Source organism: Chimaeribacter californicus (genome assembly GCF_002858675.1).
Lineage (GTDB): Bacteria > Pseudomonadota > Gammaproteobacteria > Enterobacterales > Enterobacteriaceae > Chimaeribacter > Chimaeribacter californicus.
Genome location: NZ_PJZF01000010.1, coordinates 117505 through 129507, shown reverse-complemented (window position 1 = coordinate 129507; position 12003 = coordinate 117505). Strand labels below are relative to the sequence as shown.

Below are 12003 nucleotides of genomic sequence, written 5' to 3'. Positions count from 1 at the left end.
CATACGCGGTTGCATTATGACGAGGCAGACTTTGACGTGTCCTGCGCGGCGCGGTGCTGCCGGGCCGACAGCGGCCGGCGGTCACGTTTCGCCAGGATCACGTCATCCATTTTTTCCAGAGAGACACCTTTGGTTTCCGGTACGTAACGGGAAATAAACCAGAAACTGAATACACAGAGCACAGCGAAGACCCACATCGGGAACGCACCATGGAAATGGGAGAAGAGGTAAGGGTGGTCGTTAAGCATCGGGAACGACTGCGACACCATAAAATTCACAATCCACATTGCGCCCACGGCCAGGCTCATCCCTTGCGCCCGCATCCGGTTGGGGAATACTTCAGAGATCAGCACCCAGGTGCCGACCCCCCAGGAGAGGGCGTAGAACGTCATAAAGAACAGCATGCCGCACAGCGCGACGTAGCCGCTGTTCTGGGTATAGAGGCCATAAGAGGTGATGAGCAGCCCGATAATGGCCCCGGCGGTACCGGTGCGCATCAGTGGGAGGCGGCCCATGCGGTCCATCAGGGAGGCCCCGATAACCGACCCCACCAGCTGCACCACGCCGATCCAGATGGTCTGGAACATCGCCGCCTCGGCATTGCCGGTGACCTCTTTCAGCACCACCGGCGCGTAATACATCATCACGTTCACCCCGGTGACCTGTTGCAGCACCGCGATCATCGCGCCGACAAACAGAATGAAGCGCACTTTTCCGTCACGCAGGCTCAGCCGGGCGCTGTGTTGCTGTGCATCCTTACGCAGTGATTCCTTAATCTCCGCCAGCACGTGTGCGGCATGGGTGGGGTTAGAAAGCCGGGAGAGCAGCGTCAGTGCCTGCTCGTCACGCCCGGTCATGGCACACCAGCGCGGGGATTCAGGAATAAACAGCACTAAAATGCAGAACAACACACAAGGCAGCACACCGGAGGCAAACATCCAGCGCCAGCCCATTTCGACCAGCCACTGCTCTGTGGCGATGCTGGCAATTTTATAGTTCACGTAAAAAATCAGGATCTGGCCGAATACGATGGCGAACTGCTGCATGCTCAATGCCCGGCCGCGCATGTCTTTGGGTGACACTTCCGACATGTACATCGGCGACACTGTGGCCGCCAGCCCGACCGCCACACCGCCGATGATGCGGAAAATCACGAACAGGGTGAAGGTATGGGCCAGCGAGGCCCCGACAGCGGAAATAGTAAACAGCACAGCCGCCAGCATCAGCGCCTTTTTCCGCCCCCAGCGGGCCGCGACACTGCCGGCACAAAATGCACCTGCCACACAGCCAATCACAACGTTGGAGACGGCCCAGCCGGTTTCTGCCGGGGTCAGCTGGAAGTAAATTTTTAAGGATTCAATCGCCCCCGAGATCACGGCCGTGTCATAGCCGAAAAGGATGCCCCCGAGGGCGGCGATGGCGCAGATGCGCAGGATATACCCGGTATTATGCTTTCGTTGAATGACCATACAGTCTCCGTTTGCGCGCACGACAACGGTTCGCGCGCTGTGAGGAACATCAGGGTAATTCGTGCCGTGAGGGAACCCAGGCGCCCGGTATTTAAAAGAACATTTATTCCATAAATTTAAAATAATGAAATATTGATTTTTAGACGCGGCTCAAAAAATTCATCGCCTTTTCACGCAACATCGCAGCAACATGCAAGCCGGATTCCAGGATAATCCTACGGCATGCAAGGGCATTGTCGCCCCGGGCCGTGCAGGGTGCTGTTAACTTTTTGTGAATGACAGGCGGGGGTCTGGAAGGCAGATCGAAAAGCCGCAGCGACTTTCACGCAGATGTTCACGTTTTTGCGAGGCGTGCCGCTAAAATAAAACATTCCAAAATAAAATATTTGAAACTTTTTTTTCAATAGAATAGAGTTTTTGCCAACAGCGGCTGAGCAGGTGGCGCAGAGTGCGCCCCGGTTCATGCCCCCAACCCGGCATTGCCCGGCTCCACCGATCACAGAACGACCGATCACAGAACGAGGGTGAGACATGAAAATCGTGGGTAACTTTATTGGCGGCAAAACCAGCCTCAGTGCCAGCAACCAGTCACTGCCGGTCTATAACCCGGCAACCGGCAAGGCAGATCGTGAAGTCACACAAAGCACCGGCGAAGAGGTGTTGGCGGCCATTGAAACGGCGCATCAGGCCTTCCCCGCCTGGGCCGCCACCACGCCGCTGCGCCGCGCCCGCATCATGTTCAACTTCAAAGCCCTGCTGGAGCAGCACCGTGACGAGCTGGCGGAACTGATTGTCAGTGAACACGGCAAGGTCTACTCCGACGCACTGGGCGAGCTGACCCGCGGGCTGGAAGTGGTCGAGTTTGCCTGCGGCATTCCACACCTGATCAAAGGTGAATACTCGCCGGATGTCGGCGGCGGTGTGGACAGCTTCTCCATGCAGCAACCGCTGGGGGTAGTGGCCGGCATCACGCCGTTCAACTTCCCGGCAATGGTGCCGATGTGGATGTTCCCGATCGCGCTGGCCTGCGGTAACACCTTTGTGCTGAAGCCACCGGCGCTGGTGCCGTCTGCGTCTGTGCGCATGGCGGAGTTGCTGAAAGAAGCGGGCCTGCCGGACGGCGTATTCAACGTGGTGCACTGTGCCAATGAGCATGCCGAACAACTCTATACCGACCCGCGCGTGCAGGCGGTGAGCTTTGTCGGCTCCTCTACGGTTGCGGAATATATCTATAAAACCGCCAGCGCCCACGGCAAACGTGTGCAGGCGTTCGGTGCGGCGAAAAACCACGCCATCATCATGCCGGATGCCGATCTGGATGCCACCGTGAATGCCCTGATGGGCGGCGCATTCGGCTCAGCCGGTGAGCGCTGTATGGCGCTGCCGATCGCCGTGGTCGTCGGTGACAGCACGGCAGACAAGCTGGTGGAAAAACTCAAACCGCTGATTGCCCAACTGCGGGTAGGCCCGGGCCTGCAACAGGGCGGTGAAGAAAATGAGATGGGGCCGCTGGTCTCCTCGGATCACCAGAAAAAGGTGCTGGGCTACATCGACAAAGGGGTGGAAGAGGGCGCGACGCTGGTAGCGGATGGCCGGAACTACAAGGTGGCGGGCGCGCCGGACGGCTACTTTGTGGGCGGCACGCTGTTCGACCACGTGACGCCGGAGATGGTTATCTACCGCGAGGAGATTTTCGGGCCGGTGCTGGGCATTGTGCGGGTGCCGGACTACCAGACCGCCATTGAGACCGTGAACGGCCATGAATTCGGCAACGGCAGCGCCATTTTCACCAGCAACGGCCGCTACGCGCGTGAGTTTGTCAGCAGCGTGCAGGCGGGGATGGTCGGCGTGAACGTGCCGGTACCGGTACCGATGGCTTTCCACAGCTTCGGCGGCTGGAAGCGTTCAGTGTTCGGCGCGCTGAACGTCCACGGCAGCGACGGCGTGCGCTTCTACACCCGCATGAAAACCGTCACCGCCCGTTGGCCGACCGGCCAGCAAACGGTCTCTGAATACAGTATGCCGACGCTGGGCTGATTTCACTGACAGTAAAGGAGAGACCGATGTCTTCACTGCTTTCCAAATGCCAGAAACCGGACGCGCAGGGGCGCGTCCAGCACGTGACCCCCGAGAATGCCGGCTGGGAGTATGTCGGGTTTGAGGTCTACCAACTCAACGCAGGCCAGTCGCTGACGCTGCAAAGTGACGGTAATGAACTCTGCCTGGTGCTGGTGGCCGGGCTGGCGTCCGTTTCGACCAGCCAGGCGGAGTTTCCGCATATCGGCAAACGTATGAGCCCATTCGAGCGGGTACCGCCCTATTCGGTCTATGTGCCGCACCATGAGACGGTGAACGTACTGGCAGAGAGTGACCTGGAGCTGGCGGTGTGCCGTTCACCTTCCTCGGGTTCGCTGCCGGCACGGCTGATTTCACCGGAAAAGGTCGGGGTGGAGCATCGCGGTAAGGGGCGTAACAAACGGCTGGTGCATAACATCCTGCCCGACAGCGAACCCGCCGACAGTTTGCTGGTGGTTGAGGTGTATACCGCCGAAGGGGATACCAGCTCCTACCCGAGCCACAAGCACGATGATAAAAACTCGCCGGATGAGACCTATCTGGAGGAATCCTATTATCACCGGCTCGACCCGGCGCAGGGGTTCTGTATGCAACGTGTCTACACCGATGACCGCTCGCTGGATGAGTGCATGGCGGTCTATAACGGGGACGTGGTGAAAGTGCCGCGCGGCTACCACCCGGTCGCCACCCTGGCGGGTTACGACAGTTATTACCTGAACGTCATGGCCGGCCCGGTACGGAAATGGAAATTCACCTGGGAAAAAGATCACGCCTGGATCAACAGCGATCAGTACCCTAAAGGGTGATCGCAGTGCCTGAGCGCGATCGTGTTTAACGCGTGATGATGACCCCATAAAAAACGGCCACCCCAGGGTGGCCGTTATGGTTTTTTAGCGGGTCAGTTCGCCGGTTTGCGCCCTATTTAGCGGGCTGGGCGTTGAGGGCGCTGACGGTGCCGTCACGGGCGTTGGTAAGGGCGAGGGAGACGGCGAGGGTCTGGGCGAGGCACATGGACGCGACCTGTGAGCGGAAGCCGTCTACCTGGGCTTCACGCACCACAAAACAGACGTCGCTGAAGGCGGCCAGCGGGCTGACCTGGCTGTCGGTGATCGCAATCTGCTGTGCGCCCTGTTTTGCGCCGAGCTGCACCAGATCCACCGCTTCCTGGGCATACGGCGAGTAGCTGATGGCAATCACCACATCTTTTGGCTTCACCATGCTGAGCTGCTCCGTGAACATGCCGCCCAGCCCGTCGATCAGGAAGGCGCGGCGCTCCAGGTGGCGCAGGGCGTAGGTGAGGTAAGAGGCCACACTGAAGGAGCGGCGCAGGCCAATCACATAGATGGTGTCGGCGTTGTTGAGCAGATCCACCGCTTTGTCGAGCTGTTCCGGGCTTATCTGCATCGCCAGTTGTTGCAACGCCTGCGCATTGACCATGGTAAACACGTTCAGGATCTCGGCGGGTTTTTCCGGTACGGCGTTCTCTTCGGTCGAGGTCTGGCGGAACAGACGGGCGCGCTCGGTATAGCTCACCGTCTCTTCCATCAGATGCTGGCGGAAAACCTGCTTCATTTCGTTAAAGCCGCTGAAACCAAAGGCATTGGCGAAGCGGATCAGGGTCGAGGGCGGCACGCTGGCCTGCGCGGCAATCGAGGCCACGGTGTCAAAGGCGATGCTGTTGCTGTTATCAAGAATATAGCGGGCCACCTGCTTCAGGCGCTTACTCAGCGTGTCGTAGCGACGGCGGATCTCATCCTGTAGCAAGGAGAGTTGGGTCGGGTTAGTCATGTCAGTGGCTCACAGATAAGACAGGGGATCAGGAAAACGAAACATGTTTTCATTGTGGCTAGTCTACCAGATGAATCGAAAATTTCATTTAATGTGGCCGATCCCCAGCTTTATTTCATCGGACCTTGAAAAGGCTCACAGATCGCTTAAAAAGTAACGCAGGGGCAGAGGCACAGGCCATAAAAAACGGCCCCCGCAGGAGCCGCTTCTGGCCGGTCACTGTTTCAGCGCGTCCGGCAGCGGGCGCACGTCCCGCCAGTAGCCAATCAGCGTCAGGTAATTCTGTTTCACCTGTCGGATCAGTGCGGCGTCATCCAGCTCGCCATGCAGCCATTGGCGTGAGGCCTGGCCGAAGATGGTGCGGCCCACGGCAAACCCTTTCACCCACGGCGCGGCGGCGGCCTGGGCGAAGCCCGCTTTCAGTTCCGCCTCCGGCGCGTCGAGGCCGAGAATCACCACCCCACGGCAGTGCGGGTCGTTGGCCTCAATCACCTCACTCACCTGTTTCCAGCCGGCCACCGAGAGCGGCGGCAGTTTCCACCAGTCCGGCTGAATACCAAGCTGATAAAAGCGCGTCACTGACTCGACATAAAAACGCTCATCTTTATCACGGCTGCTCTCCGGCAGAATCACCTCCAGCAACAGTTCGTGGCCGCTCTGGCAGCAGGCGCGCCAGACGTCAAGCAGCTGCGCCTCTTGTTCCTGACGCAGTGCCTCCGGGTCTTGCGGATGGTAGAACACCAGGCACTTCACCACATGCTCCAGCGGCCAGCTTACCAGCTGCGAGCCAAGGTTACCGTGTTCCAGCCGGAGCGGCCGTGAACCGGGCATTTCAATCGGGCGGCCGATCCACCAGCCCTGGCCGGTAATGGCATTCAGCGCCGGCTGGCCGTAGGTGGTATCCGCCAGAATGCCGCTGTTGTGGGCCAGCCCGGCCTCGGCGGCAGCCTCTTTGGCGGCCTGTAACAGCAGCTGTTTCAGCACCGGGATTTTCTGGTAACCGGCACCGGCCTCATCGGCCATCTCTTCCAGCTGCTTGCGGTGGTCAAAGGCGAACACACACAACTCCGGCCACGCCTGTTTGCGGGTGGTGACGCGGTGCAGATGGTTGAGGCGCACATCGCGATCCGGGCGTTTCACCTCGCGGTCACGCTTCAGATAATCGTCCAGCTCCTCTTTGGTCGGCATCGCCGGGGCGCAGCCGTGGCGCGACACCACCAGCGCGCCGCAGGCATTGGCATAGCGGCAGGCCTGATCCCAGCCTTCGTCATTCAGGTAACCGCGCAGTAAACCGGACATAAAGGCATCGCCTGCGCCCAGCACGTTCAGCACGTCAACCCGTACGCCTGAATGGAGTTTGACCTGATCCCAGCCTTCGGGGATCGCGCCCTCAAACACCGAGCAGCCTTGCGCGCCGCGCTTGCACACCAGCGTGGCCTGGCTGTGGCGGCGCACATTGGCCAGCGCCGTCAGGGTATCGGTGCTGCCGCCGGCGATATGAAACTCCTCTTCGGTGCCGACAATCAGGTCGAATTTGTCCAGCACCTGCTGTAACTGGCGGGTCACCGGCCCGGATTCAATGAAACGCGTTTCACCGTCGCCCAGTGAGGTCAGCCCCCAGAGTACCGGGCGGTAGTCGATGTCCAGTGCGGTACGTAGCCCGTGCTTACGGGCGTAATCCAGCGCTTTCAGCACCGCGGCGCGGGTATCCGGGTGGGAAAGGTGGGTACCGGTCACGGCCACGGCGCGGGCAGAGGCAATGTAGCTCTCGTCAATATCGTCCGGTACCAGCCCCATGTCGGCGCAGTTATCGCGGTAGAAAATCAGCGGGAAGGTCTCTTCATCTTTGATGCCGAGCATCACCAGTCCGGTCAGGCGCTGCGTGTCGGTGATCAGGTATTGCGTGTCTACGCCTGCGCGCTGTAACTCCTCCCGCAGGAAGCGGCCGTTATGTTCATCACCGACGCGCGCCAGCATGGCGGACTTCAGCCCCTGGATGGCCGTGCCGTAGGCCACATTGCCGGATGAACCGCCGAGATACTTGGAAAAGGTGCTCATATCTTCCAGCCGGGCACCAATCTGCTGACCGTAAAGGTCAACCGCGATGCGGCCAATACAGATGACATCCAGCTGTTTTGGGTGTGTCGCCATACCAGATTCCTTCTTGAAAGGGAGTGAAGAAGCATTTTTCCGCAGTATGAGGAATAAAAATTTCAAATACAAGAATGAATGAAATTGAAAAACCAAAATTGTGAGTGCGGTTAAACAACCGGCACTCCTGCCCTGTTGTTACCCGGGTATATCGCCGCCAAAGCCGCGCCACAGCCCGTGCGGCGGGGCAGGGCGCGGAGGTGTGCGCCAGCTCACACTACGCGCTGAAGGGGGAAGACCCTGGCGCTAACCTGTTGAATTGTCATGCATGGGTAAAAACCGCGTGACAGAAAGGTGAATGGACGTTTTGTTTCATTTTTTGATCTCTCTCGCAAAATGAAATGTTTCTTCTGGAATGGGATTTTGTGGAAAAAAAATTTGTTTATAATCCCTCCACGTTTCACCCCACCGGGCTGAAAAGGTAGCCGGAACACGGCCCGATGCCACCGGACAATGCAAACAGGAAGGGTATAACAATGGCTAAGACGAGACTCACGATGGCGCAGGCGCTGGTTAAGTTCCTGGATAACCAATATGTCCTGGTGGATGGGGCGGAACACAAATTCGTCAAAGGGATTTTTGCCATTTTCGGCCACGGCAACGTGCTGGGGCTGGGACAGGCGCTGGAGCAGGATCGCGGCGCGCTGGTGGTGCATCAGGGGCGTAACGAGCAGGGCATGGCCCATGCGGCCATTGGCTATGCCAAACAGAAACTGCGCCGTGAAATCTACGCCTGCAGCACCTCGGTGGGGCCGGGGTCAGCCAATATGGTGACGGCCGCCGCCACCGCCACGGCCAACCGGATCCCGCTGCTGCTGCTGCCGGGGGATGTGTTCGCCACCCGCCAGCCCGACCCGGTGTTGCAACAGATTGAGCAGTCGCACGATCTCAGCATCAGCACCAATGACGCCTTCCGCGCCGTGAGCAAATACTGGGATCGCATTTCACGGCCGGAGCAGCTGATGAGCGCCTGCATCAATGCGATGCGCGTCCTGACTGACCCGGCGGAAACCGGCGCGGTCACGCTCTCCCTGCCGCAGGATGTGCAGGGCGAAGCCTATGACTACCCGGATTACTTCTTCCAGAAACGCGTACACCGTATGGATCGCCGCCTGCCGACCGAAGGCATGATGCAGGATGCGCTCACCCTGCTGGCCGGTAAGCGCAAGCCGCTGATTGTGTGCGGCGGCGGGGTGAAATATGGTGCGGCCGCGGCGGCGCTGCAACAGTTTGCCGAACGCTTCAACATTCCGTTTGCGGAAACCCAGGCGGGCAAGGGCGCGATCCTCTCTGAGCATACGCTGAACCTCGGCGGCATCGGCGAGACCGGCAGCCTGGCGGCCAATACGCTGGCCAAAGAAGCCGATCTGGTGATTGGCATCGGCACCCGTTACACCGACTTCACCACCTCCTCGAAATGGATTTTCCAGAACCCGGAGGTGGCCTTCCTTAACATCAACGTCAGTGCCTTTGATGCCGGCAAACTCGACGGCGTGCAACTCCTGGCGGATGCCCGCGAAGCGCTCGATGCCCTGACGCCCCGGCTGGCCGCGACGGACTACCGCGCCGCCTGGGGCGATGCCATTCGTAAGGCGCGTGAAAGCCTCTACCGTGAAGTGGACCGGGTCTATCAGGTGGAGTACAGCGGCGAGGAATTTGTGCCGGAAATCGACGATCATCTCGACCGTAAAAAGGTATTCGCCGAATTTATTGAACAGACCCACTCCGTGCTCACGCAGAGCAAAGTGCTCGGCACGCTGAATGAATGTTTGCCGCAGGACGCGGTGATCGTGGCTGCTTCCGGCAGTTTGCCGGGCGATTTGCAGCGCGTCTGGCGCACCACCGGCGTCAATGGCTACCACGTGGAATATGGCTACTCCTGCATGGGTTATGAGGTGAATGCCTCGCTGGGCGTCAAGCTGGCCGAGCCGGAGCGAGAGGTGTACACCCTGCTGGGCGACGGCTCATTCATGATGCTGCATTCCGAGCTGGTCACCTCAATTCAGGAAGGCTGCAAAATCAACGTGGTACTGCTCGACAACATGACCAACGGCTGCATCAACAATTTGCAGATGGAGCACGGTATGGACAGCTTCAGCACCGAGTTCCGCTTCCGTGACCATGAAACCAATACCCTGACCGGCGGCTTCGTGCCGGTGGACTTCGCCATGCTGGCGCAGGCTTACGGCTGCAAAACCTACCGCGTCACCACCTATGCGCAGTTGCGCGACGCGCTGGAGGATGCGCGCAAACAGACCGTTTCCACGCTGATCGACATTAAAGTGCTGCCGAAAACCATGGTGCACAAATACTTCAGCTGGTGGCGGGTGGGCGGCGCGCAGGTCTCTGAGAGCAGCCGTATCCGGCAGGTGGCCGATAGGCTGAATGAAAATATTGATAAGGCACGCGACTACTGAGCCGGCGGGCGGCCCCGGCTGCCCGGATCTACCGCGTCACCCCTTTTATACCCTTAAGCGCAATTAAGCCGTATGCGATGAAGAAAACGTATGCGGGCGGGCAGCCCGTGACCTGAATCCAGAGGAGTTTCCATTATGTCATTGAATATTGGCGTTATCGGCACCGGCGCGATTGGCCAGGAACATATCCGCCGTTGCAGCAAAGTGCTTCAGGGTGGGCGCGTCGTGGCCGTCAACGATATCAATGCTGAGCATGCGGCGAAGGTGGTGATCAATCAGCGCCTGGAGGCCAAAGTCTATGAAAACGGGCATGACCTGATCAACGCACCGGAAGTGGATGCGATTCTGGTCACCTCCTGGGGGCCGAGCCACGAAGAATTTGTGCTTTCTGCCATTCAGGCGGGTAAGCCGGTGTTCTGTGAGAAGCCGCTGGCGGTGACGGCCGAAGGCTGCAAGCGCATCGTGGAAGCGGAGGCGCGTCACGGCAAGCGCCTGGTGCAGGTTGGCTTTATGCGCCCGTATGACCGCGGCTACCGTGCGCTGAAAGCGGTGATCGGCAGCGGCCAGATTGGTGAGCCGCTGATGCTGCACTGCGCGCACCGTAACCCGGAAGTGGGCGACAGCTACACCACCGACATGGCCATCACCGACACGCTGATCCATGAGATTGATGTGCTGCGCTGGCTGCTGGATGATGACTACGTCTCCGTGCAGGTGGTGTTCCCGCGCAAAACCTCCAATGCCTTCAGCCACCTGAAAGATCCGCAAATTGTGCTGTTCGAAACGTCGAAAGGCACACGGATTGACGTTGAGATCTTCGTGAACTGCCGTTACGGCTATGACATCCAGTGCGAGGTGGTGGGCGAAACCGGCATCGCGCGCCTGCCGGAGCCCGCTTCCGTGCAGCTGCGCAGCGAAGCGAAACTCTCCACCTCCATCCTCACCGACTGGAAACAACGCTTCATTGACGCCTATGACGTCGAATTGCAGGGCTTTATCAACGACGTGCTGGCCGGGCAGCTGACCGGGCCATCCGCCTGGGATGGTTACGCCGCCGCCGTCACTGCCGATGCCTGTGTTGCTGCCCAGCTGAGCGGCGAGATCGTGCCGGTGGCGCTGCCGCCACGCCCGGCTTTCTACGACCAGCCGGCAGGCTGACCTCTTTTTGCCGGGCTGCGGCCCGGCTGCTGTAACACTGACTTAGGGAGACACCATGAAAATCGCGTTTGATGTCGACGTCATCAAGGACATGGGCATTACCAGGATGGTCCATCAGGTGGCGGAGTGGGGCTACAAATACATCGAGCAGTCGCCGCACCCGCAGATCAACCCGTTCTACAAGCACCCGAAAGCCAGCCGTGAGGTGATCACAGAATACCGCAATGCGCTGAAGGCGACCGGCGTCGAGATCTCGTCGTTTATCGTGGTGTACCGCTGGTCCGGCCCCGGTGAGGATCGCCGCGTGGCCGCGGTGAAGAACTGGAAACGCATGATTGAGATCGCCGTCGAGATGGGCGTGCAGGTGATTAACACCGAGCTGGCCGGTAACCCGAACGAACCGGAGATCTGCGAGGAGCTGTGGTACAAGTCCATGGAGGAGCTGCTGCCGATCATCGAACGTGAAGGCATCCGCATGGAGATCCAGTCCCACCCGTGGGATTTCTGCGAGCTGAACAATGAAACCTGCGATCTGGTGAAGTCCCTGCGTAGTGACAACGTGAAATACCTCTACAGCGTGCCGCACACTTTCTTCTATGACAAAGGCGTCGGCGACGTGGCGAACATGCTGCGTTATGCCGGGGACGATCTCTCCCATGTGCTGATCGCTGACACCCATAACCACACCAAACATTGCCGTTACATCGTCAATCCGCCGGGTGTGGACGCGGCGGTACACCAACACGTCGGCATCGGCGAAGGGGAAGTGGACTTCGAAACGCTGTTCAACACCCTGCGCGAGATGGATTTCGCCAATAAAACCTTCAAGGTGGGCGGCGAGCCAATTATTGCGGCGTCACTGTTTGGTTACCCGGAAAAAATGAAGTATCAGGCTGTCGAGACCCGCGAGCGCATCGAGCGGGAACTGTTGGTCAAATAACGTT

8 protein-coding genes are annotated in these 12003 nt (G+C 59.3%); 5 read left to right on the top strand and 3 right to left on the bottom strand.

Annotated elements, in window-relative coordinates; genetic code table 11:
• Positions 1-14 precede the first annotated feature (14 nt).
• On the bottom strand, positions 15-1469 hold the full coding sequence (locus tag CYR55_RS13125; protein ID WP_101816569.1) for a sugar porter family MFS transporter: 1455 nt from the start codon (positions 1467-1469) through the stop codon (positions 15-17).
• Positions 1470-2000: 531 nt separating this feature from the next.
• On the opposite strand from CYR55_RS13125, the gene CYR55_RS13120 reads away from it, so the two are divergent.
• Both CYR55_RS13120 and iolB read left to right on the top strand, forming a co-directional pair.
• Positions 2001-3506: a CoA-acylating methylmalonate-semialdehyde dehydrogenase gene (locus CYR55_RS13120; RefSeq protein WP_101816568.1), complete on the top strand. Its 1506-nt coding sequence runs from the start codon at positions 2001-2003 to the stop codon at positions 3504-3506.
• A 26-nt stretch (positions 3507-3532) separates the two neighbouring features.
• On the top strand, positions 3533-4351 hold the full coding sequence (iolB, locus tag CYR55_RS13115) for a 5-deoxy-glucuronate isomerase (protein ID WP_101816567.1): 819 nt from the start codon (positions 3533-3535) through the stop codon (positions 4349-4351).
• Positions 4352-4463: 112 nt separating this feature from the next.
• Here the strand turns inward: iolB and CYR55_RS13110 are convergent, their stop codons facing one another.
• Together CYR55_RS13110 and CYR55_RS13105 are read right to left on the bottom strand one after the other, a co-directional pair.
• On the bottom strand, positions 4464-5333 hold the full coding sequence (locus tag CYR55_RS13110; protein ID WP_101816566.1) for a MurR/RpiR family transcriptional regulator: 870 nt from the start codon (positions 5331-5333) through the stop codon (positions 4464-4466).
• 216 nt (positions 5334-5549) lie between these two features.
• On the bottom strand, positions 5550-7484 hold the full coding sequence (locus CYR55_RS13105; RefSeq protein ID WP_101816565.1) for a bifunctional 5-dehydro-2-deoxygluconokinase/5-dehydro-2-deoxyphosphogluconate aldolase: 1935 nt from the start codon (positions 7482-7484) through the stop codon (positions 5550-5552).
• Positions 7485-7960: 476 nt separating this feature from the next.
• Here CYR55_RS13105 and iolD point away from each other — a divergent pair, with 476 nt between their 5' ends.
• The 3 genes from iolD (at position 7961) to CYR55_RS13090 (ending at position 11999) form a co-directional block, all read left to right on the top strand.
• The gene (iolD, locus tag CYR55_RS13100) at positions 7961-9901 is read left to right on the top strand and encodes a 3D-(3,5/4)-trihydroxycyclohexane-1,2-dione acylhydrolase (decyclizing) (RefSeq protein ID WP_101816564.1); all 1941 of its coding nucleotides are present in this window, start codon (positions 7961-7963) and stop codon (positions 9899-9901) included.
• 135 nt (positions 9902-10036) lie between these two features.
• Complete coding sequence (gene iolG, locus CYR55_RS13095; protein ID WP_101816563.1) at positions 10037-11059, top strand: bifunctional inositol 2-dehydrogenase/D-chiro-inositol 1-dehydrogenase; 1023 nt, start codon at positions 10037-10039, stop codon at positions 11057-11059.
• 55 nt (positions 11060-11114) lie between these two features.
• Positions 11115-11999 carry a sugar phosphate isomerase/epimerase family protein gene (locus CYR55_RS13090; RefSeq protein ID WP_101816562.1) on the top strand — a complete coding sequence of 295 codons (885 nt, stop codon included), beginning with the start codon at positions 11115-11117 and terminating at the stop codon, positions 11997-11999.
• The last annotated feature ends 4 nt before the right edge of the window (positions 12000-12003 follow it).